The organism is Streptomyces sp. NPDC001020 (assembly GCF_053599115.1).
Window position 1 is genome coordinate 30,198 of sequence record NZ_JBSFLQ010000006.1, and the last position, 20,435, is coordinate 50,632.

The 20,435-nt window shown below is 70.3% G+C and carries 19 protein-coding genes; 11 read left to right on the forward strand and 8 right to left on the reverse strand.

Annotation, left to right across the window (positions count from 1 at the left end; genetic code table 11):
* The first annotated feature begins 139 nt into the window (after nucleotides 1–139).
* From ACWDEX_RS07040 to ACWDEX_RS07050, 3 genes are all read left to right on the forward strand, one after another.
* Nucleotides 140–2,833, forward strand: a complete 2,694-nt coding sequence (locus ACWDEX_RS07040) for an ATP-binding protein (RefSeq protein ID WP_450462190.1) — start codon at nucleotides 140–142, stop codon at nucleotides 2,831–2,833.
* 146 nt (nucleotides 2,834–2,979) lie between these two features.
* The gene (locus ACWDEX_RS07045) at nucleotides 2,980–3,738 is read left to right on the forward strand and encodes an IclR family transcriptional regulator (protein ID WP_450462191.1); all 759 of its coding nucleotides are present in this window, start codon (nucleotides 2,980–2,982) and stop codon (nucleotides 3,736–3,738) included.
* 116 nt (nucleotides 3,739–3,854) lie between these two features.
* A complete protein-coding gene (locus ACWDEX_RS07050) occupies nucleotides 3,855–4,187 on the forward strand; it encodes a hypothetical protein (RefSeq protein ID WP_450462193.1) in 333 nt (110 codons plus the stop codon).
* A gap of 53 nt (nucleotides 4,188–4,240) precedes the next feature.
* Here ACWDEX_RS07050 and ACWDEX_RS07055 read toward each other — a convergent pair whose 3' ends face one another.
* Entirely contained in the window at nucleotides 4,241–5,308 is a 1,068-nt protein-coding gene (locus ACWDEX_RS07055; RefSeq protein WP_450462194.1) for an ATP-dependent DNA ligase, read from the reverse strand.
* Between the two features lie 75 nt (nucleotides 5,309–5,383).
* Between ACWDEX_RS07055 and ligD the strand changes: the two genes are divergently transcribed.
* Nucleotides 5,384–6,466, forward strand: coding sequence for a non-homologous end-joining DNA ligase (gene ligD / locus ACWDEX_RS07060; RefSeq protein ID WP_450462195.1), 1,083 nt, complete (start codon nucleotides 5,384–5,386; stop codon nucleotides 6,464–6,466).
* A 234-nt stretch (nucleotides 6,467–6,700) separates the two neighbouring features.
* The gene (locus ACWDEX_RS07065) at nucleotides 6,701–7,753 is read left to right on the forward strand and encodes a multicopper oxidase domain-containing protein (protein WP_450462197.1); all 1,053 of its coding nucleotides are present in this window, start codon (nucleotides 6,701–6,703) and stop codon (nucleotides 7,751–7,753) included.
* 103 nt (nucleotides 7,754–7,856) lie between these two features.
* Here ACWDEX_RS07065 and ACWDEX_RS07070 read toward each other — a convergent pair whose 3' ends face one another.
* Nucleotides 7,857–8,657 (reverse strand): VOC family protein, encoded by an 801-nt coding sequence (locus tag ACWDEX_RS07070; RefSeq protein WP_450462198.1) that lies wholly within the window; start codon nucleotides 8,655–8,657, stop codon nucleotides 7,857–7,859.
* A 261-nt stretch (nucleotides 8,658–8,918) separates the two neighbouring features.
* On the opposite strand from ACWDEX_RS07070, the gene ACWDEX_RS07075 reads away from it, so the two are divergent.
* Nucleotides 8,919–9,170: a WhiB family transcriptional regulator gene (locus tag ACWDEX_RS07075; RefSeq protein WP_450462421.1), complete on the forward strand. Its 252-nt coding sequence runs from the start codon at nucleotides 8,919–8,921 to the stop codon at nucleotides 9,168–9,170.
* Between the two features lie 254 nt (nucleotides 9,171–9,424).
* Nucleotides 9,425–9,640: a hypothetical protein gene (locus tag ACWDEX_RS07080; RefSeq protein WP_450462199.1), complete on the forward strand. Its 216-nt coding sequence runs from the start codon at nucleotides 9,425–9,427 to the stop codon at nucleotides 9,638–9,640.
* A gap of 78 nt (nucleotides 9,641–9,718) precedes the next feature.
* Here the strand turns inward: ACWDEX_RS07080 and ACWDEX_RS07085 are convergent, their stop codons facing one another.
* From ACWDEX_RS07085 to ACWDEX_RS07095, 3 genes are all read right to left on the reverse strand, one after another.
* Entirely contained in the window at nucleotides 9,719–10,693 is a 975-nt protein-coding gene (locus ACWDEX_RS07085) for an acyl-ACP desaturase (RefSeq protein ID WP_450462200.1), read from the reverse strand.
* Between the two features lie 165 nt (nucleotides 10,694–10,858).
* Nucleotides 10,859–11,635 (reverse strand): dimethylargininase, encoded by a 777-nt coding sequence (gene ddaH / locus ACWDEX_RS07090; RefSeq protein WP_450462201.1) that lies wholly within the window; start codon nucleotides 11,633–11,635, stop codon nucleotides 10,859–10,861.
* A 131-nt stretch (nucleotides 11,636–11,766) separates the two neighbouring features.
* Nucleotides 11,767–13,386, reverse strand: coding sequence for an ABC-F family ATP-binding cassette domain-containing protein (locus ACWDEX_RS07095; protein WP_450462202.1), 1,620 nt, complete (start codon nucleotides 13,384–13,386; stop codon nucleotides 11,767–11,769).
* Between the two features lie 426 nt (nucleotides 13,387–13,812).
* On the opposite strand from ACWDEX_RS07095, the gene ACWDEX_RS07100 reads away from it, so the two are divergent.
* Nucleotides 13,813–14,646 carry an isocitrate lyase/PEP mutase family protein gene (locus ACWDEX_RS07100; protein ID WP_450462203.1) on the forward strand — a complete coding sequence of 278 codons (834 nt, stop codon included), beginning with the start codon at nucleotides 13,813–13,815 and terminating at the stop codon, nucleotides 14,644–14,646.
* Nucleotides 14,647–14,685: 39 nt separating this feature from the next.
* Here ACWDEX_RS07100 and ACWDEX_RS07105 read toward each other — a convergent pair whose 3' ends face one another.
* Nucleotides 14,686–15,102, reverse strand: coding sequence for an SsgA family sporulation/cell division regulator (locus ACWDEX_RS07105; RefSeq protein WP_450462422.1), 417 nt, complete (start codon nucleotides 15,100–15,102; stop codon nucleotides 14,686–14,688).
* Between the two features lie 305 nt (nucleotides 15,103–15,407).
* On the opposite strand from ACWDEX_RS07105, the gene ACWDEX_RS07110 reads away from it, so the two are divergent.
* From ACWDEX_RS07110 to ACWDEX_RS07120, 3 genes are all read left to right on the forward strand, one after another.
* Nucleotides 15,408–16,487 (forward strand): WD40/YVTN/BNR-like repeat-containing protein, encoded by a 1,080-nt coding sequence (locus tag ACWDEX_RS07110; RefSeq protein ID WP_450462423.1) that lies wholly within the window; start codon nucleotides 15,408–15,410, stop codon nucleotides 16,485–16,487.
* 63 nt (nucleotides 16,488–16,550) lie between these two features.
* Nucleotides 16,551–16,874, forward strand: a complete 324-nt coding sequence (locus ACWDEX_RS07115; RefSeq protein WP_450462204.1) for a plasmid stabilization protein — start codon at nucleotides 16,551–16,553, stop codon at nucleotides 16,872–16,874.
* 36 nt (nucleotides 16,875–16,910) lie between these two features.
* Nucleotides 16,911–17,636 (forward strand): endonuclease V, encoded by a 726-nt coding sequence (locus ACWDEX_RS07120; protein WP_450462205.1) that lies wholly within the window; start codon nucleotides 16,911–16,913, stop codon nucleotides 17,634–17,636.
* On the opposite strand, the gene ACWDEX_RS07125 is transcribed toward ACWDEX_RS07120, so the two are convergent.
* Both ACWDEX_RS07125 and ACWDEX_RS07130 read right to left on the reverse strand, forming a co-directional pair.
* On the reverse strand, nucleotides 17,617–18,795 hold the full coding sequence (locus ACWDEX_RS07125) for an anhydro-N-acetylmuramic acid kinase (RefSeq protein WP_450462206.1): 1,179 nt from the start codon (nucleotides 18,793–18,795) through the stop codon (nucleotides 17,617–17,619). The two genes, ACWDEX_RS07120 and ACWDEX_RS07125, sit on opposite strands and share 20 nt — an antisense overlap.
* Before the next feature lie 80 nt (nucleotides 18,796–18,875).
* Nucleotides 18,876–20,435 (reverse strand): sodium:solute symporter, encoded by a 1,560-nt coding sequence (locus ACWDEX_RS07130; protein WP_450462207.1) that lies wholly within the window; start codon nucleotides 20,433–20,435, stop codon nucleotides 18,876–18,878.

Below are 20,435 nucleotides of genomic sequence, written 5' to 3' on the forward strand. Positions count from 1 at the left end.
CCTCGGCACCTCGCGTCGCCCTCGGACACCTCGCGTCACCCGTCTCGGCAACAGGTGTCCCGACCTGTCTCCACTGGAACCCGAGGACGGCTAGGCTCGTTGTCTGTACGTCGTTTGGGCGACCTGGGGAGGGAGCGGGATGACGGAGGCACGGCCCGACACGGTCGCCTCGGCTTCCCTGTGGGAACGTGACGCGGAACTCACCGCCGTCACCGAGGCGATCGACGCCCTGCGCGACGACTCCTCGCCTTCGGCGGCGGGAAGCCTGCTGATGTTCACCGGAGAGGCCGGCATCGGCAAGACCGCGCTCCTCGGCGAGACACGCCGCATCGCGGAGGAACGGGGCTGCACGGTCTGGTCGGCCCGCAGCGGCGAGACGGTCACCTCCGTCCCCTTCAATGTCGTACGACAACTCCTCCAGCCCGCGCTGCTCTCCCTGATGCCGGAGGAGGCGCGCGAATACCTGGGCGACTGGTACGACATCGCCGGCCCCGCCCTCGGGATAACGGAGCCCGGCGAGCGGCAGGCCGACCCGCAGAGCGTGTGCGAGGGTCTGGTCGTGGCCGTCTCACGGCTCGCCAAGCGGGAGTGGCCGCTGGTACTGCTCATCGACGACGCGCACTGGGCCGACCAGGAGACCCTGCGCTGGTTGGCCGCGTTCGTCGAGCGACTCGCCGACCTGCGCGTCCTCGTCGTGGTCGCCCTGCGCCCCGGTGATGTCGCCGACGAGAGCGCCCATCACCTCGACACGATCGCGGCGGCAGCGCTCCGCCCGGCCGGCGCCCTCAGGGCGTTCACTCCCGAGGCGACGGCCGGACTCACCCGCGCCACGGTCGGCGCGCATGCGGACGACCCGTTCTGCCGGGAGGTGTGGGCCGTCACCGGCGGCAACCCGTACGAGACCGTCGAACTCCTCGCCAAGGTGCAGGACAGCGAGTTCGAACCGGTCGAGGCCTCGGCCGCCGAACTACGCGCCCTGAACCGCTCCGCCCGTGGCAACGGCCTCGTCGCCCGGCTCGAAAGCCTCGGTATCGAGGCCACCCGGTTCGCCTGGGCCGCGGCCATCCTGGGCACCGGCATCACCGTGGACCTGGTGGCCCGCCTCGCCACCCTGCGCCACGAGGAGGCGGTCCGCTGCGCCGAACTGCTCAGCGTGGCACGCATCCTCACCGAGCCCACCCCGGCGAACCCCCATGTGGACGCCGGCGAGCTGGAGTTCGTGCACCCGCTGATCGCCAGCGCCGTCTACCGCTCGATCCCCGACGGGCTGCGCACCGCGATGCACGGCATCGCCGCGCAGGTGGTCACCGACTGCGGGCTCGGCGCCGCGGCCGCCTCCCGCCACCTTCTGGAAGTCCACCCGGACGACGACGAGGAACTCGTCGAGCAGATGCGCGAAGCCGCCCGTGAACACCTCGCCGTCGGTGCCCCCGAAGCGGCCCGCCGCTGCCTGGAGCGGGCCCTGCTGGAGCCCCCGCTGCCCGAGGTCCACCCGCATCTGCTCTACGAACTCGGCTGCGCCACGCTGCTGACCGCGCCGGCCACCACCATCGACTATTTCCAGGCGGCCCTCGCCATGCCGGGCCTCGACGGCGACGTCCGCGTCGACGCCGTCTACCGCCTCTCCCAGGCCCTGCTGCACAACAACCAGTTGGAGGAGGCCATCCGCACGGTCGACGCGGAGGCCGCCCGCCTCGAACCCGGACCCTCTCGCCTGCGCCTGCAGGCCGTGCACCACATGTGGGAGGGCGTGCACGCGGCCGGGGAGCACAGCCTGGCCCGCTCCCGGGAGCTGGCCCAACTCGCCCGCACCTGCACCGGGCGGGACAACTCCGAGCGCGCGCTGCTCATCCTGCGCGGCTTCGACGCGATGACCCACGGTGAGAACGCCGAGGAGGTCGCGGAACTGTGTGACCGTGCCCTCGTCAACGGCCGCCTCGCACCCGGACTCGGCTGGACCGACACCGAGTGGGGCATCGAACTGCTACTGATGCTGGGTAGTTCGTACGTCTACACGGACCGGCTCGACCGGGCCGAGAGCCTGTTCACGGAAGCCCTGGGCGTCTACGACTCGGCCGGCTGGGGTGGCGGCCACCTCGCCCTCGCGCACGCCTACGTCGGACTCGGACACCGCCGACGGGGTCGGCTCCGCGAGGCGGAGATGTCCCTGCGCGAATCACTGCGCCTCGCGGAGCGCGTCGGCCGCGGCCTGCCCCTGTACTGGTCCGCGACCTGCGGACTCGTCGACACCCTGCTCGCCCGCGGGCACGTCGAGGAGGCCTGGTCGATCGCTGAGCAGTATGGCTTCGCCCCGCCGTACCCGTCCACGATCGTGCTGCCCGACATCCGATGCGTCCGAGGACGGCTGCTTCTCGCCGTCGGCCGCACCGAGGAGGGCGTCAACGAACTGGAGGCCGCCGAGAAGGCGTCCGCCGGGCACGGCCACAACACGGTGCTGGCGCCCTGGGCGGGCGCCCTCGCCTGTGCGCTGGCCGCCGACGATCCCCGCCGCGCCGCCGAACTGGCCGCGACCGCCCGTCGCCAGGCCGAACTGTTCGGTACCGACACGGCGATCGGCGAGGCCCTGCGTATCGCCGCCGCTTTGGAGACCGGTCAGCGTGCCGTCTTGCTGTACGCGCAGGCGGTGAAATACCTGGAGGCCTCTCCGTGTGCCTACGAGCACGCGGCCGCCCTCGTCGAATACGGGATCGCCACGCGGTCGGCCGGAGAGCTCAAGCGAGGACTGACGTTGGCGCAGGTTTGCGGCGCGGACGGGCTGGCTGCTCGGGCTCGGGACGCACTGGGCACGACTGCTCCTTCCGGGTCACGCTGACCGTCGCATCGCAGTCGGTCGGCCGGCCGCCCCCTTGCCGTGACCGAGGCCCGAACCGGTCCGCCCAGCGGACCGGTTCGGAGTACCGTGCCGGTGCAGGAGCGTCAGCAGGGCCGCTGTACGGTCCGGAGCCGAGAGGAACAGTCATGGCGGCCGAGGCCGAACCCGCGGGGATCAGAACCGTCCAGCGGGCGATCGACATTCTGGGACTCTTCGACGAGTGCCGCCCAGCGCTGTCCATCCGCGACATCGTCTTGGCCTCGGGCCTGCCCAAGACCACGGTGCTGCGCCTGCTGGGGACGCTCCGGCTGAACGGACTGCTCTGGGTCGACGAACACGGCCGCTACATCGCGGGACCGGCCCTGCTGCGCTGGTCCCGGCTCGCCGAACAGGCCTGGCGGCTACCGCCCGCGGCTGGGGCGATCCTGCGCGACCTGGCCGCCGAGCACAAGGAGACGGTGCACCTGTACGTGCGCCGCGACATCCACCGTGTCTGCATCGCCCAGGAGGAGGGACCGCGGACGCTGCGGCAGGTCGTCCGGGTCGGCGATGAGCTGCCGCTGTGGGCGGGCGGTGTCGCCAAGGCGCTGCTGCTCGACGCTCCGGAGGCCCTGCTGCGCCGCGTCGCGGAAGCCTCGCCGTACGGGGCCGCTCATCTGGAGACGCTGCGCGCGTGGGCCGACCAGGCGCGGGTCCAGGAGTACGCCACGAGCCATGGTGAACGCGAGGAGGGGCTGTCGGCGGTGGCCGTGCCGGTGCGAGGGCGCGGCGGAGCGGTGGTGGCGGTCCTGTCCTTCGGCGGGCCCAGCACCCGGTTCACCGACGAGCGCGTACGACGCTTCGCGGACGGGCTGACCGCGGCGGCGAGGGAACTGGCGCGTGTGGGGCTGCCGTTCGAGCGGTGAGCTGACGCGACTGGTCCGTTCAGCGGACCAATCACCCCGTTGTGCGGATCGGCTGGCTAGACTCGACGTGCCCGCAGCGCTTCAGATGCGTACCCGGGAAGGAAGGCGGCACCATCGTGGACCGGACCCTCGTCACCCGTTCCCCGCATACCTCCGCCGACTGGTGGGTCACCGCCGATCAGGCACGCCATGCGGCGCAGGGCGGACTCACGGAGGCCGCCACGGCGCCGGACCTGCTGCGCACGCTCACCGAACTCGACCGCGCCCGCCGTGAGTCGGTGGTCGCGGTCGGCGCCGCCGTGGAGGCGCTGCTCGTGGGAGGCGTCGCCTGGGAGGCGATCGCGGCGGCGCTGGGTCTCGGCTCGGCCGAGGAGGCCCGTCAGGCGCTCGCCGCCGCCCGCCGGGACGCCGGCGCGGCGATCGAACGCAGGCTGGGCCGCCGGAAATAGGGCCCCTCCCCGGCGGCGGTCCGGGGCGCCGCGCGGCAGGGGCTCCCGAGTACTCACGGAGTGCCGAGGATCTCCCCGAGGTCGTAACGCACCGGTTCCTCCAGCTGTGTGTACGTACAACTCTCGGGAGTACGGTCCGGGCGCCAGCGGCGAAAGCGTGCCGTGTGCCGGAAACGCACCCCGTTCTCCATATGGTCGTACGCCACCTCCGCCACCCGTTCGGGCCGCAGCGGCACCCAGGACAGGTCCTTCTTTCCCGACCAGCGGCTGGGAGCGCCCGGCAACCGGGCCGTCTCGTGCGCCGCCTCCTGAGACCAGGCGGCCCACGGATGCCCGGAGACGTCCTCCATCCGCAGCGGCTCCAGCTCCCGCACCAGCTCGGCGCGCCGCTTCATCGGGAACGCGGCGCACACCCCGACATGCTGGAGCGTTCCCCGGTCGTCATAGAGCCCGAGCAACAGCGAGCCGACGACCGGTCCGCTCTTGTGGAAGCGGTAGCCCGCGACCACCACGTCCGCCGTGCGCTCGTGCTTCACCTTGAACATCACGCGCTCGTCCGGACGGTAGGGAAGTGAGAGCGGTTTGGCGATCACTCCGTCCAGGCCGGCGCCCTCGTACTGCTCGAACCATTGCTCGGCCACCGTGCGGTCCGTCGTCGCCGGCGCGAGATGGACGGGCGGTGTCACCGCGGACAGCGCCCTCTCCAGCAGCGCGCGCCGCTCGCTCAACGGGGTGTCGAGCAGCGCTGTGTCGGCCAGTGCCAGCAGATCGAACGCCACGAACGAGGCCGGGGTCCTCCGCGCGAGCGTCCGTACCCGCGAGTCCGCGGGATGGATTCGCTCCGTCAGGGCGTCGAAGTCGAGGTGCCCTTCCCGTGCGATCACGATCTCGCCGTCCAGCACGCACCGCTCGGGCAAGCGCTCCCGCAGCGCCTCCACCAACTCGGGGAAGTACCTGGTCAGTGACTTGCCCGTGCGGCTGCCCAGCTCGACCTCGGGGCCGTCGCGGAAGACGATCGCCCGGAAGCCGTCCCACTTCGCCTCGTACTGCATGTCCGGAGGGATCGTGGACACGGGCTTGGCGAGCATCGGCTTCACGGGCGGCATCACCGGCAGGTCCATGCCTTTGATTCTGTGGCCATGCGGTGTGATCCGCCCGGTGTGCGAGGTGTGTTTCCTACACCTACCGTGGCACACATGGGCGATGCGGTGGAGTTGGAGGCGGCGGGCAGGACGGTGCGGTTGTCCAACCCCGACAAGGTCTTCTTTCCGGAGCGCGGCTTCACCAAGCTCGACCTCGCGCGGTACTACCTCGCCGTCGGCCCCGGCATCCTGCGCGCCCTGCGCGACCGGCCCACCACCCTGGAGCGCTACCCGGACGGCGTGACCGGCGAGTCCTTCTTCCAGAAGCGGGCGCCCAAGAACATGCCCGCCTGGATTCCCACCGCCCACATCACCTTCCCGAGCGGTCGCAGCGCCGACGAGATGTGTCCCACCGAAGTCGCCGCCGTCGTGTGGGCCGCGCAGTACGGCACGCTCACCTTCCACCCGTGGCCGGTGCGCCGCGATGACGTCGACCGCCCGGACGAACTCCGCATCGACCTCGACCCGCAGCCGGGCACCGACTACGCCGACGCGGTGCACGCCGCCCATGAACTGCGCGCTGTACTGGACGAGTTCGGCGGGCTGCGCGGCTGGCCCAAGACCTCCGGCGGCCGGGGGCTGCACGTCTTCGTGCCCATCGAACCGCGCTGGACCTTCACCCAGGTGCGCCGTGCCGCGATCGCCGTCGGGCGAGAACTGGAGCGCCGGATGTCCGCGCGTGTGACCACGGCCTGGTGGAAGGAGGAGCGGGGCCGGAAGATCTTCGTCGACTACAACCAGACCGCCCGTGACCGCACCATCGCCTCCGCCTACTCCGTCCGCCCCAAGCCGCACGCCCCCGTATCCGCGCCCCTGCGCTGGGAGGAGGTCGCAGAGGCGGTGCCCGGCGACTTCGACCTGGCGACCATGCCTCGCCGGTACGCCGAAGTGGGGGACGTCCACGCGGACATGGACGACCACGCCTTCTCACTGGAGGCACTCCTCGAACTGGCCCGGCGCGACGAGCACGACCACGGCCTGGGCGACCTGCCGTATCCCCCGGAGTACCCCAAGATGCCGGGTGAACCGAAGCGGGTTCAGCCGAGCAGGGCACGGCGGGAGGCGAAGCCGGGGAACACCCCGAAGCCTGCGACCGTCGAGCGGCCGGCTGACCCGGACGGGCCCGCGACACCCTGATCCCCGCTCGTCAATGGCCGCGGCTCTCCCACGGGCTGACGGCCGACCTCCCCTGCCTTCTCACGGCGTCACCTCACCGCAGCGGCACTTCCATGCACGACACGCCGGTAGATGTGACTGAAATACAAAGATTTTGACGTATTGAACATAAAATCATGATTGTGCCGCTATCGTCCCAGCTGTTCGTCCTAGCGGCTCGTCTCCGTGAGTTCTGTACAGGATGGGGAGTCAGGCATGGACAGACGCAGCTTCAACCGGCGGATGCTGCTGGGCGGTGCCGCCGTCGCGACATCGATGTCCCTGACCACGGATGCCGTCGGTACCGACAGGTTGGTGAGGAGAGCGCCCGCCGGTGGCAAGGTCAGGCACATCACGCTCTACGCCGAGCATCTCGGTCACGGGCAGATGGGATACGGGTTCAAGAGGGGCAAGGCCACCATTCCCGGCCCCCTCATCGAGATCAACGAGGGCGACACACTGCACATCGAGTTCGTGAACACCACGGACGTCACGGCGAGTCTTCATGTGCACGGTCTGGACTACGAGATCACCAGTGACGGCACAAGCTTGAGCCGGAGCGCCGTGAGGCCCGGCGGCAGACACACCTACGTATGGCGCACGCACACCCCGGGTCACCGCAAGGACGGCACCTGGCGCGAGGGCAGCGCGGGCTACTGGCATTACCACGACCACGCCCTCGGCACGGAGCACGGCACGGGCGGTATCCGTAAGGGTCTGTACGGGCCGGTGATCGTTCGCCGCAAGGGCGACATCCTCCCCGACAGAACGCACACGATCGTGTTCAACAACATGAAGATCAACAATCGCAAGGGGCGCAACGCGCCCAACTTCGAGGCGATCGTCGGGGAGCGCGTCGAGTTTGTGATGATCACGCATGGCGACCACTTCCACACCTTCCACCTGCACGGTCACCGCTGGGCGGAGAACCGCACGGGGCTGCTCGCCGGTCCCGACGACCACAGCCGGGTCGTCGACAACAAGGTCGTGGGGCCGGGGGACGCCTTCGGGTTCCAGGTGATCGCGGGCGAGGAGGTCGGAGCGGGCGCGTGGATGTACCACTGCCATGTGCAGAAACACGCCGACCACGGGATGGCCGGGCTGTTCCTGGTGAAGAAGCGGGACGGGTCGATGCCCCGGTACGAGTCCCATTCGCACAGGCATTACGAGTCCGACCGCTCTGACGAATCGCACAGGCATGACGACTCGGACCGGTCTGGCGAATCGCACCGCCATCGCGAGGCGGACCCCTTTGACGAGTACGCGTGACGGGTCGGCGCGATTACGCGCGGGCCTCCCGTCGGAGCCGCGCACGGCCAGCTGTTCGGGGGGCCGCCTGTGTCCTCGGCACCTGCGCCGCCATCGACGGGCCTCAGCCCTCCTGCGGCTGCCGAGGTGCGCTCCTGAGCACCGCGAACCGTGCTCCCCAGGGGTCGACGAGCCTGGCGATACGGCCCACGCCCTCGATGTCCGCCGCCGGTGTCCCCACAGTGCCACCGAGTTCCTGTGTCCTGCTCACCGTGGCGTCCGCGTCCGTGACCGCGAAGTACGGAAGCCAGTGCGCGCCGGACTGCGCCTGCGTGGGATGGTCGGCCAGCGGGACGAGACCGCCGAACACGGCGTCTTCGCCGGCCCCCTCGGGGTTTACGCAGGTGTACGTGCCGCCGGGGAAGGGCACGCCCCCGGTCTCCCAGCCGAGCACCTGGCGGTAGAAGGCGGCGGCGCGGGCGATGTCCAGTGTGTACAGCTCGACCCAGCACAACGAGCCCGGTTCACCGGCCATGCCGAGGCCCTTGGTCCGTCCCGGCTGCCAGATACCGAAGGGCACACCCGCGTGGTCGGCGAGGACAGCCATGTGACCCTCACCCATGACGTCCATGGGCTGGAGGAGGACGCTGCCGCCCGCCCGCTCGGCCGCCTTCGCGGTGGCCTCGGCGTCGGAACTCTGGAAGTAGACGGTCCAGGAAGGCGGTCCCTGCTCCGGGGTGGCCTGCATACAGCCGGCGGTGGTCCTGCCCGAGAGCTGGAAGAAGCCGTAGCCTCCGGCGTCTGGTCCCGCCGACTGGAACTGCCAGCCGAAGATGTCGCGGTAGAAGGAGATGGCGCCGTCGACGTCGGAAGTGGCGACATCCAGCCAGTCAGGGGCGCCGTCGACATAGCGGGTGGTGAGCATGACTGCCCCCTTAGAGGAGTGCCTGCTCTGCCGAGTCTTCCACCTCCCACTGGCGATCGCCGCCGGACTCGTATGACGGGCCCTAGTGCTGTGACCGGGAGCCCCGCTTCGTCGGGTTTTCGCCGTCGTGTTTTTCTCCGCGCGCCGCCGTGCGCCGCGCCGCTGTGCCGGACATCATCGTGGGGCGTGGCCGAGGCTCACGGAGCACTCGTTGATTCCGCGTTGATCGAACGTTTGTCGCCGCGCGGCATGCTCTCGGTCATGTACAGCGAAGCGATCACTGCGTCCGACATCGCCTGGCAGAAGCAGGCGCTGTGTGCGCAGACGGGGGCCGATTTCTTCTTTCCCGAGCCGGGCAGTTCGGTGCGGGAGGCGAAGCGCATCTGCGGGCTGTGCGATATGCGCTCCGCGTGTCTCGAGTACGCGCTCATCCATGACGAACGGTTCGGCGTCTGGGGAGGGCTGTCCGAGAAAGAGCGCATGCACCTGCGGCGGGTGGATGAGAACAGGTGAGAACCGAGGAGGCGTCGGGGCCGTACGGTGCCGACGGGTAACCGTTGCCCGCTGGGGCGCGGGTCAAGTCCTCGGTTGTCGCGTGCCGTTGAGGCAGGAAGGGCAGTTGAACGCGGTGGGGCGGGTACGGCCCGCGCGTGTGCGGTACGGCCGGCGGTCCGGGTCCGGGGTGTTCCTGAAGGTTCCCGGGTCACGTCGTGGGCGCTGCCGGGCCTCCGGATGCGCGGTCAGGCACGGGGGACGATGCTGGAGACATGTCCGGACGGGCACCTGTAACCGTTCATCCGCCGTCGGGCACCGGCGGCCGACGAGTGACCGCGCGCGGGGAGAGTCTGGGGTTGGCGTTCTCCGACGAGGACGTGATCGAGTTCCTCGGCCGGGCCGGTCTGCCCGACGCCGAGGACGTCCTGGACGATCCGGCGTGGGTGAAGTGGCGCGGCGCGGACGCGCATCACTACGAGGCCGCATAGGAGACACGGCGCCGACGGGGCGGGCAAGGCTGCCGTGTCCGGGGAGGCGCACGGCAGCCGAGCCCGAGCCCGCTTGTGTCACACCTTGCCTCGTGCCGCCATTCGCGCCTTGCGGGCCGCCAGCTTCTCGTCGAACTTCGCGGCCTCCGCGTCCAACCCGGCCATGAACAGACCCATGTCCTCCTGCGCCTGGCGGCCATCGGGACCGAACCCGTCGATCTCCAGGACCTTCAGGAATCGGAGCACGGGCTGGAGCACGTCGTCGTGGTGGATCCGCAGGTTGTAGACCTCGCCGACCGCCATCTGCACGGCTGCCCGCTCGAAGCCGGGGATGCCGTGGCCGGGCATACGGAAGTTCACCACGACGTCCCGGACCGCCTGCATGGTCAGGTCGGGCGCGATCTCGAAGGCGGCCTTGAGCAGGTTCCGGTAGAAGACCATGTGCAGGTTCTCGTCCGTCGAGATGCGGGCCAGCATCCGGTCACAGACCGGGTCGCCTGACTGGTGGCCGGCGTTGCGGTGCGAGATGCGGGTGGCCAGTTCCTGGAAGGCTACGTAGGCGACCGTGTGCAGCATCGAGTGCCGGTTGTCCGACTCGAAGCCCTCACTCATGTGCGCCATGCGGAACTGTTCCAGCTTGTCGGGGTCGACCGCGCGCGAGGCGAGGAGATAGTCGCGCATGACGATGCCATGGCGGGCCTCCTCGGCGGTCCACCGGTGTACCCAGGTGCCCCAGGCGCCGTCACGGCCGAACAGCGCGGCGATCTCGTGGTGGTAGCTGGGGAGGTTGTCCTCCGTCAGCAGGTTCACGACCAGTGCGGTCCGGCCGATCTCGGTGACCTTGGACTGCTCCTTGTCCCAGGCCACGCCGTCCTCGAAGAAGCCGGGGAAGTTACGACCGTCGCCCCAGGGCACGTACTCGTGCGGCATCCAGTCCTTGGCGACCTTCAGATGCCGGTTCAACTCGGTCTCGACCACTTCCTCCAGCGCGTACAGCAGCCGTGCGTCGGTCCAGACGGAGGGGCTGCCGAGGTGGGGAGAGGTGATCGTCACGGGGAACTCCATGGGGACGCTGAACATCCGGCGGGCGGCGCCGGAACTTACGGGATCGTAGGCTACGAATCCGTAGGTTACGCATCCGTAGGTTAAGTATGCTGTAAAGAGTGCTGATCAGCGTGTGTCCGTCAGGGGCTGGACGGCCCCGGTAGCCGCCTGTGGTCAGGCGTACAACTCCCGCATCCGCACCGACAGGCATGTCACGCAGCCCTCGAGCTTCTCGAACTCGCTGATGTCCACGAGGACCGGTTCGTGCCCGAGGTCGGCCAGCAGCTCCGCCGTCCTCGGGGCGCTTGCCGCCATGAGCAGCTTGCCGCCGCCCAGCAGCACGACGTGCGAGCCGGATGCCTCCGGCACCGGAAGGAAGCACGGGAACAGCGACGGCTTGTCCACCAACGGCACATGGCCGATGACCGTGCCGTCGGGCAGCGCGGTGACCGCCGACTTCAGGTGCAGCACCCTGGTGACGGGGACGGAGATGACACGGGCGCCCAGCGGCTCGAAGACCGCCCGCAACTGCTGGACCGCGGCGGCGTTGGTGCGCCCGCCGCGGCCGACGTAGATCATGTCGTCGATCTTCAGGATGTCTCCGCCGTCGAGGGTGCCCGGCTCCCAGATCCAGTTCACCGAACAGCCGAGCCGGGCCACGGCCTCCTCGACGCCGGCGATTTCACCGCGCCGCGACGCGGCGCCCGGCCGGGTGATCAGCGCGACGTTCCGGTACATCACGACCGTGTCCTCGACGAACACCGAGTCGGGGCAGTCGTCGGCCGGGCCCACCTCGAACGTCTCCCAGCCGTGCGCGCGCAGGGCTTCCCCGTACGCCTCCCACTGCTCGCGCGCGAGGTCGACGTCGACCTTCTGCCGCTCGATGTGCGTCACCAGCCCCTCGGCGAGGCGCGGACCGGGGCGGCGGATGAGGGCCTTCTTGCTGGGCACGGGCGGAAACTCCGTCTCGGCTGATGGTGTCGCCGCCATCATGCAGGGCCGGGCCACGGGGGCAAAGCCCCGGGCCCGGCCCCAGGGCCTGGACGCCAGGTGTTCGTCGGCTCGCGTCGCCGACGGGACGGTTATCCGACGGCCTCCGGCGTCGTCTCCTTCAAGTCCCCGTCGAGCAGCAGCCAGCGGGTGATGCCGATCGACTCCAGGAACGGCAGGTCGTGGCTTGCCACGATCAACGCACCTTCGTAGGACTCCAGGGCCGTGGTGAGCTGCCGCACGCTCGACATGTCGAGGTTGTTCGTCGGCTCGTCGAGCATCAGCAGTTGCGGCGCGGGTTCGGCGAGCATCAACGCGGCCAGGGCGGCTCGGAAGCGCTCACCGCCCGAGAGGGTCCCGGTCGGCTGGTCGGCCCGTGCGCCACGGAACAGGAAGCGGGCCAGGCGCGCCCGGATCCGGTTGTTGGTGGCGCCCGGAGCGAACCGGGCCACGTTCTCCGCGACCGTCAACGCGTCGTCGAGAACGTCCAGCCGCTGAGGCAGGAAGCGCAGCGGCACATGTGCTGTCACCTCGCCCGACAGCGGCTCCAGTTCGCCCGCGATCGTACGCAGCAGTGTGGTCTTGCCGGCGCCGTTGCGTCCGATCAGCGCGATCCGCTCCGGACCGTGCAGATCGAGGCCGCCCTCCACACGTGCGCCGTACATCAATTCCAGGCCCCGCAGTGTCAGGACGGCCCGCCCCGGCGGCACCGCCGTATACGGCAGGTCGACGCGGATCTCGTCGTCGTCCCGTACCGCCAAGGCCGCCTCGTCGAGCCGTTCCCTGGCCTCGGTGAGCTTCTCCTCGTGCATGATGCGGTGCTTGCCCGCGGACTCCTGCGCCGCCCGCTTGCGTGCCCCCATCACGATCTTCGGTTCGCGCTTCTGCTCGAACATCTTCTGCCCGTACCGCTTACGGCGGGCCAACTTGACCTGAGCATCGACCAGTTCACGCTTCTGCTTGCGCAGGTCGGCCTCGGCGACGCGCACCATGCGCTCCGCCGCCTCCTGCTCGATGGCCAGCGCCTCCTCATAGGCCGAGAAGGTGCCGCCGAACCAGGTGACCTCCCCGGAGCGCAGATCCGCGATCTGGTCGACGAGGTCGAGCAGTTCACGGTCGTGGCTGACCACGACCATCACTCCTGACCATGCCTCGACCGCCGAGTACAGCCGCCTACGTGCGTACAGGTCGAGGTTGTTGGTGGGCTCGTCGAGCAGCAGCACGTCGGGGCGACGCAGCAGCAGCGCGGCCAGCCGCAGCAGGACGGACTCACCGCCGGAGATCTCACCGACAGTGCGGTCCAGCCCGATGTGGTCGAGGCCGAGTTCGCCGAGCGTCGCCTCGGCGCGCTCTTCCACGTCCCAGTCGTCGCCGACAGTCGTGAAGTGTTCCTCGGCCACATCGCCCGCCTCGATGGCGTGCAGCGCGGCGCGTGTCGCCGCGATACCGAGCACCTCGTCGACCCGTAGCGCGGTGTCGAGCGTGACGTTCTGCGGCAGGTAGCCGACCTCGCCGGCGATGCGCACCACACCGTCGGCCGGGGTGAGTTCACCGGCGATCAGTTTCAACAGGGTCGACTTTCCTGATCCGTTGACACCGACGAGCCCGGTCCTGCCGGAGGCGAACGCGATCTGGAGATCGTCGAAGACGGTGGTGCCGTCGGACCAGGAGAAGGACAGGGACGTACACGTGATTGAGGGGATGTGTGACATGCGGGCCTCGCGTTTGCTTGAAGTGGTTATGGCAACGCGTGTGAGACACCGCACGGGGCGACGGTCCGCGAACAGGAGGAAAGGCCCTGTACCGGAGGACGGCTCATTTGCCGAGGTCGCACGCGACGCACACAGTCGCGGACAGCGCTGTGTGACGCGGTGTCTCAAGACCTCAGACGAGCAACGTCCTTCTCCTATCGACGGCAACAGGACCGATGCACACCGTAGGAGGGGGCGCAAAGAGTGTCAACGCATTTACGCGGGGCGCGTCCGCGACGGCCTCCCCATCGCCCGCCCTGCCGACCGGACCGGCCGCGCCTGCCACACCGTGAGCGACGAGGCTCGTTGAGGGTGGGCAGCTCAGGCGCATGTATCTGTCGGATTTCTGCCAGCCACCGTCCCGCGTCGACTGGTTGGCTTACCCCCATGACCAACGACAACCTGCTGCGTGAGCAGGCCCTCGCCTTCCACGCCCTGCACACTCCGGGCCGGCCCCTCGTCCTTGCGAACGCCTGGGACGCGGCCAGTGCGCGGCTCGTCGAGGAGGCCGGTGCGGCGGCCGTGGCCACCACGAGCGCCGGGCTCGCCTGGGAGCTGGGCGCCGCCGACGGCGACCGGCTGTCGCGGGACGACGCCCTCGCGGCCCTCGCGCGGATCGCGCACGCGGTGGCCGTGCCCGTGAGCGCGGACATCGAGACCGGATACGCGGACGATCCCGCGGGCGTCGGTGACACGATCAGAGCGGTGCTCTCGGCGGGTGCCGTGGGCGTGAACATCGAGGACGGTCTGTACGGCGACGGTGCCCCGCTCCGTCCGATCGCCCAGCAGGCCGAGCGCATCGCCGCGGCGCGTCAGGCCGCCGACGCCGCCGGGGTGCCGCTGTTCCTCAACGCCCGCATCGACACATATCTGCGGGGTGCCGGAGATTTGACGGAGACCCTGGAGCGGGCCGCCGCCTACCTCACCGCCGGGGCGGACGGGATCTTCGTGCCCGGAACCGTCGACCCGGTGACCGTGAAGGCGCTCGCCGAAGGCATCCAAGGTCCGCTGAACGTGCTTGTCGGGCCCGGCGCGCCCACCGTCGCCGAACTGGCCGCCCTCGGAGTCGCCCGGGTCAGCGCCGGCTCCGGCATCGCGCAGGCCGTCCACGGCCTGGTCCGCCGCGCCGCGAGGGAGCTGCTGGACGCGGGTACGTACGACGCGCTGGCCGGTGGGCTCGATTATGGCGACCTCAACGGGATGCTGGGCAGCCGTCGTTAAACCCCACGTTCGTCGAGCAGCCGCTTGCGTGGGGCCTGTTCAGCATGCGTCCCGCATCAGCTCCGCGAGGTCGTGGTCCAGGTCCACCTGCAGATGCTCCAGGCCGACCGGCACCAGCTCCACGGTCCGCCGCAGGAAGCTCCGGATCTCGCCCGAGCGGATGTGCACCACGGCGATGCCCTCAGCGGCGTGGAACTCCAGGACGGTGCGGTCGTAGCCATACGGCCGCACCCGGACGTCGCCGTGGCCCTCCGGGCCCTCCATGCCCGCGGTCAGGAGGTCGCGGGAGAAGGTCCAGCACACATCCACGCCCTCCAGGGTGGCCGCGGCCGGAAACTTCATACGAACGGCGAACGGGTCACGCCGGTCGTAGTGGAGCATGGCCGGAATGCTCGGCATCCGCGGCGCGGCGGCGACGAGACGGGCCTCCACGGGCTGCTCGATGACGATGGACAACGCCTTGCTCCCTTGTGACGGCTGGACGGACTCCGGACGGATGAGGACAGGCATTTGAAGAGACGACGGAATGAGCCGTTCCGTGCCAATTACTTTCGAGTGACCTGGATCACCACTCGATGTGTGGGTTCTCGGGCCTCGATCTCATGCCGGCGAGGCGTTCCCGGTGACCGGCCGCTGTGTCCCCCGCGATCTCCGAAACACCCAGGAGAACCGGAGTGGACACCGGCCGGGGCGTGCGGTTTGCCGTCCGGACATCTGGACGGCACCGGGCGAGTGGGCTAGCTTCGCGCGCCATGACGAGCATGGGGAAGACGAGACGTACGGTACGGACGGTGGCCATGGGACTGTGCGCGGCAGTGCTCGCCGCGCTGGCGGCCGCGCCCGCGCAGGCACACGGGGCGCAGAAGCCGGCGCCGCACTGGCAACTCACGGACAGCGGCACGGACGCACGCTTCCGCGGTCTGTCCGCGATCAGCCGGGACACCGCCTGGCTGGCCGGCACAAAGGGCACCGTGCTGCGCACCACGGACGGCGGCGCGCACTGGCGGAACGTCTCCCCGCCGGGCGCCGCGGACCTGGAGTTCCGTGACATCGAGGCGTTCGACTCCCGGCAGGCGATCGTCCTGGCCATCGGCGAGGGCGAAGCCTCCCGGGTCTTCCGTACCGACGACGGGGGAGCGACCTGGACCGAGGCGTTCCGCAACACCGACGCCCAGGCTTTCTACGACTGCCTCACCTTTTTCGACCGTCGCCACGGCCTTGCCATGAGCGACCCGGTCGACGGGAAGTTCCGCCTTCTGTCCACCAGCGACGGCGGCCGTTCCTGGAAAACCCTGCCCAGCGCCGGAATGCCCGCCACGCAGGACGGCGAGGCCGCGTTCGCGGCGAGTGGCCAGTGCCTGGTCGCCTCGGGGCCGCACGACGCATGGATCGCGACGGGTGGCGGCGCGCACGCGCGCGTGCTGCACTCGGTCGACCGCGGACTGACGTGGACCGCCGCCGACATGCCGCTCCCGGCGGGCGACCCGGCGCGGGGCGTGTTCGGGCTCGCCTTCCGGGACCGCACGCACGGCCTGGCGGTCGGCGGCGACTACCGCGCGGACCAGCCGTCCCCGCGGTCGGCGGCGGTGACCGGGGACGGCGGCCGCACCTGGACCCCCGCCGCCGAGCCACCGCCCGCCTACCGATCCGGCGTCACCTGGCTCCCGCACAGCCGTACGGCCGCACTCGCCGTCGGCCCGACCGGCACCGACCTCACCACGGACGGTGGCCGCACCTGGAAGACCGTCGACACGGGCTCGTACGACACCGTGGACTGCGCACCGGATCGGGGCTGCTGGGCCTCCGGTGAGAAGGGGCGGGTGGCGCGGCTCGACTCCTGACGGTGATCCCGGCGAAATCGGGTACTCGTGGATGACCCGAACCCCGAAGGGAAGTGACCGGTCATGCCACGCGGCTCCAGCTCCAAGCGGGAGCGTCAGTACGAGCACATCAAGGAGAGCGCGCTCGACCGCGGGGAGAGCAAGGGACGCGCCGAGGAGATCGCGGCGCGGACTGTGAACAAGGAGCGTGCCCGCTCTGGTGAGTCGAAGACCGCGAGCCGCACGTCCACCCAGGACATGTCGTCCGGCAAGCGCGGCGGACAGCGCTCGGGCCACGGCTCCCAGGGGCCCACCTACGACCAGCTGTACGAGGAGGCCAAGCGGCGCAACATTCATGGCCGTTCGGACATGAACAAGAGCGAGCTGAAGCGCGCTCTGGGCAAGTGACGGCAGCCCGCGGGGATGCGTACGCTCGACACCACCATGACGACCGTACACATCCCCGCGGGCTGGCCCGCGACCGAAGAAGAGGCCCGTGCTGTGCAGGACGGACTGCGCGGCCGGGTCATCCTCGACGAGGCCGGTCCGCCGCCCGGGACCGGCCGGGTGACGGGGGTCGACGTCGCCTACGACGACGAGCGCGGCGTCGTCGCGGCGGCGGCCGTGGTCCTGGACGCGGCCACGCTCGCCGTGGTCGACGAGGCCACCGCCGTCGGCGAGGTCTCCTTCCCCTACGTCCCCGGGCTGCTCGCCTTCCGTGAGATCCCCACCGTGCTGGCCGCCCTGGACGCCCTCTCCCACGACCCCGGTCTGGTCGTCTGCGACGGCTACGGCCTCGCTCATCCGCGCCGCTTCGGGCTGGCGAGCCACCTCGGCGTCCTCACCGGGCTGCCCACGATCGGCGTTGCCAAGAACCCGTTCACCTTCACCTACGAGGAGCCGGGCGCCCCGCGGGGCAGCACGGCCGCGCTTCTGGCCGGCGCGGAAGAGGTCGGCCGGGCCGTGCGCACGCAGGCGGGCATCAAGCCGGTGTTCGTCTCCGTGGGCCACCGGGTCGGCCTCGACAACGCCTGCGCCCACGCTCTCGCGCTCGCCCCGAGGTACCGCATCCCCGAGTCCACGCGCCGCGCCGACGCCCTGTGCCGACGGGCCCTCAAGGAGGCCGTCGGTCGACCGGATGCGTCGGCGGTCAGCCGGTGGGGCCGCTGATCCGCAGCTGCCGCGGCGGGACGGCGGAGGGGTCCGGAAGGCGTAGCGGCGCCCCGCCCGGGGTGATGCTGCCCAGCAGTGAGGCATGCCGGGCCCCCGTGCACGAGGGGACCGTGGCGGGCAGGCCGTGCAGGGTCAGGAACCCCAGGACCGCGAACGCGAGCGCCTCCTTCGCGAGAGAGGGCAGGCCCAGACTGTCGCTGGGCAGCAGCCGTACGCCGGCCAGCTCTTCGCCGATCATCCGCATCAGCACCGGGTTGCGGGCGCCGCCGCCGGAGACGACGAGTTCGGTGACACCGTGGGCCCGGCAGGCGTCGGCGACCGTCACCGCTGTGAGTCGGGTCAACGTGGCCAGCACGTCGTCGGGTTCGGGGACCGGTTGCGCGGCGAGCGCGTCCTTCAGATACGCGAGGTGGAACAGTTCCTTGCCGGTGGTCTTCGGGGCGGGACGGCGGTAGTACGGCTCTTCCAGCAACCGGGCCAGCAGGCCGGGATGGACCCTGCCGCGGGCGGCACCGCGGCCGTCCTCGTCGTAGTCGCGGGCGCCCCGGGTGAAGTGCCGTACGGCGGCGTCGATCAACGCGTTGGCGGGGCCGGTGTCGAAGGCGACCGGGTCGGCGCCCGGGGCCACCACGGTCACATTGGCTATGCCGCCCAGGTTGAGGGCGGCGCTCACGCCCGGTCGGGCGCGCAGCAGCAGCGTGTCGACGATGCTCACCAGGGGAGCACCCTGGCCCCCCGCGGCGACGTCGCGGCTGCGCAGGTCGGAGACGACGGGGAGCCCGGTCGCCTCGGCGATCCAGGAGGGCTGCCCGAGCTGGAGGGTGCCACGGACCGCCGCGTCCTCGACCCAGTGGTGGACGGTCTGGCCGTGCGAGACCACCAGGTCGGCGGCGCCCGAACACAGCTCCCCGACGGCTCGTACGGCGGCTTCGGCGAAGGCCCGGCCGATGCCGGTGTCCAGGCGGCAGACGGCCTCGACGGTGGTGGTGGCGGGCGGCAGGACGGCTTCGATGCACCCGCGCAGCTCCTGGGGGTAGGGGAGACTGAGCGCACCGAGCGGACGCAGTACCAGGGCGTCGCCCTCAAGGGCCAGATCGGCCGCCGCGGCCTCGATGGCGTCGTAGGACGTGCCGGACATCAGGCCGATCACGCGCATGGTGCCTCCCTGGGGCGGTTCGTGTGGGTGCGGGGCGGCTCCTGCGCGAACAGCCTGAAGAGCCGCCCCCGGGGGTGTGTTCAGCCGGCCGGGGTGCTCGGGGTCTTCGCCGCATCGGCCGCGTTCGGCCCGGACAGGGCGGCGGAGGCCGGCGGGCGGTGGAAGAGGCTCATCACGCCGCCCACGACCAGGGTGAGGACGACGCCGATGGGCACCAGCCACTGCGCCGCGATGGCGGCGGGCACGGTGGCTCCCGCGACGACCGTGTCGATCTTGACGCCACGCACGATGTACGTCATCACCGCCACGGTCACCACGAAGGCGACCAGGGAGTCGACTTCGCCCGCCCGCTTGACCAGGCGGCCGAGCAGGAAGGCGCCGAGCAGGGCTCCGTAGGTGTAGCCGGCGATGGCCAAGCCGGTGAGGTAGACGTTGCTGGTGCTGGTACTGAAGGCACAGGCGAAGACTGCCATCAGCACGGCCCACACCAGGGTCATCACCCGTGCCAACTTCAGCATGGTCTCCTCGGAGGGCGTGCGGCGGAAGAAACTGCGGATCAGGTCCGAAACGGTGGAGTTGGCCATCGAGTTGAGCGCCGAGGACAGTGAGCCCATGGCCGCTCCCAGGATGCCGGCCACCAGCAGGCCCGAGATGCCGACGGGGAGGCTGTGCAGGATGAAGTGCGGGTAGAGGTCGTCGGAGCTCTTCAGACCGAGGTCGGTGAAGGACCGGCCGTTGTTGTAGGACCACAGCAGCGCGCCGACGAGGGAGAACGCCGCGAACTGGAGGGTGATGAACACACCCGAGCCGATCATCGCCTTCTGACTGTCGCGCAGGTCGCGGGTGGACAGGATGCGCTGGACGATGAGCTGGTCCGAGCCGTGGCTGGCCATGGCGAAGACAGCGCCGCCGAGGATCGCGGTGGGCAGCGCGAAGGTGCTGGTCAGGATGTGGCTGGGGGAGAAGTCGGTGTCGAACACCTGGAAGTGCCCGCTGTGCAGCGCCTCGCTGAAGCCGTGCGCGCCGACGTGGCCGGAGAGGACCGCGATCGCCAGGACGGCGCCGCCGAGGTACAGCAGCATCTGGACGGCGTCGGTCCAGATGACGGCCTTGATACCGCCGAGGTAGGTGTAGACGACGGTGATGGCGGTGAGCGCGATGATGATGGTCCGATAGTTGGTGTTGACGCCCAGTTCGTCCAGCAGCAGCTTGATCGGGATGGCGGAGGCGAACAGGCGTACGCCCTCCGCGAGCAGTCGGGTGCCCACGAAGGTGATCGAGGCCAGGCCCTGCAGCCGAAGCCCGAAGCGGTCCCCGAGGTACTCGTAGGCGCTGACGAAGCCGCCTCGCTTGTAGAGCGGGATGAGCACGGTGGCGACGATCACGCGTCCGATCACATAGCCCAGCGCGAGTTCGACGTTGCCGAAGGCCTGGGTGCCGTAGGCGCCGCCGGGGACGCTGATCACGGTGAGGACGCTGGTCTCCGTGGCCACGACCGAGAAGCACACCGTCCACCAGGGCATCCGGCCCTCACCGACGAAGTACTCCTTGGCCGTTCTCTGCCGCCCGGACAGGCGTAGGCCGATCCAGGCGATGACGATCAGGTAGGCGATGATCACTACGAGGTCGAGGTGGCGCAC

What these genes read in the sequence shown, in the direction of transcription:
- ACWDEX_RS07045 (WP_450462191.1), top strand. Translation starts at nt 2,980, where the DNA reads ATGGCGGCCGAGGCCGAACCCGCGGGGATCAGAACCGTCCAGCGGGCG.
- ACWDEX_RS07080 (WP_450462199.1), top strand. Translation starts at nt 9,425, where the DNA reads ATGTCCGGACGGGCACCTGTAACCGTTCATCCGCCGTCGGGCACCGGC.
- ACWDEX_RS07040 (WP_450462190.1), top strand. Translation starts at nt 140, where the DNA reads ATGACGGAGGCACGGCCCGACACGGTCGCCTCGGCTTCCCTGTGGGAA.
- ACWDEX_RS07070 (WP_450462198.1), bottom strand. Translation starts at nt 8,657, where the DNA reads ATGCTCACCACCCGCTATGTCGACGGCGCCCCTGACTGGCTGGATGTC.
- ACWDEX_RS07095 (WP_450462202.1), bottom strand. Translation starts at nt 13,386, where the DNA reads ATGTCACACATCCCCTCAATCACGTGTACGTCCCTGTCCTTCTCCTGG.
- ACWDEX_RS07115 (WP_450462204.1), top strand. Translation starts at nt 16,551, where the DNA reads ATGCCACGCGGCTCCAGCTCCAAGCGGGAGCGTCAGTACGAGCACATC.
- ACWDEX_RS07120 (WP_450462205.1), top strand. Translation starts at nt 16,911, where the DNA reads ATGACGACCGTACACATCCCCGCGGGCTGGCCCGCGACCGAAGAAGAG.
- ACWDEX_RS07065 (WP_450462197.1), top strand. Translation starts at nt 6,701, where the DNA reads ATGGACAGACGCAGCTTCAACCGGCGGATGCTGCTGGGCGGTGCCGCC.
- ACWDEX_RS07100 (WP_450462203.1), top strand. Translation starts at nt 13,813, where the DNA reads ATGACCAACGACAACCTGCTGCGTGAGCAGGCCCTCGCCTTCCACGCC.
- ACWDEX_RS07125 (WP_450462206.1), bottom strand. Translation starts at nt 18,795, where the DNA reads ATGCGCGTGATCGGCCTGATGTCCGGCACGTCCTACGACGCCATCGAG.
- ACWDEX_RS07075 (WP_450462421.1), top strand. Translation starts at nt 8,919, where the DNA reads ATGTACAGCGAAGCGATCACTGCGTCCGACATCGCCTGGCAGAAGCAG.
- ACWDEX_RS07055 (WP_450462194.1), bottom strand. Translation starts at nt 5,308, where the DNA reads ATGGACCTGCCGGTGATGCCGCCCGTGAAGCCGATGCTCGCCAAGCCC.
- ACWDEX_RS07110 (WP_450462423.1), top strand. Translation starts at nt 15,408, where the DNA reads ATGGGGAAGACGAGACGTACGGTACGGACGGTGGCCATGGGACTGTGC.
- ligD (WP_450462195.1), top strand. Translation starts at nt 5,384, where the DNA reads ATGGGCGATGCGGTGGAGTTGGAGGCGGCGGGCAGGACGGTGCGGTTG.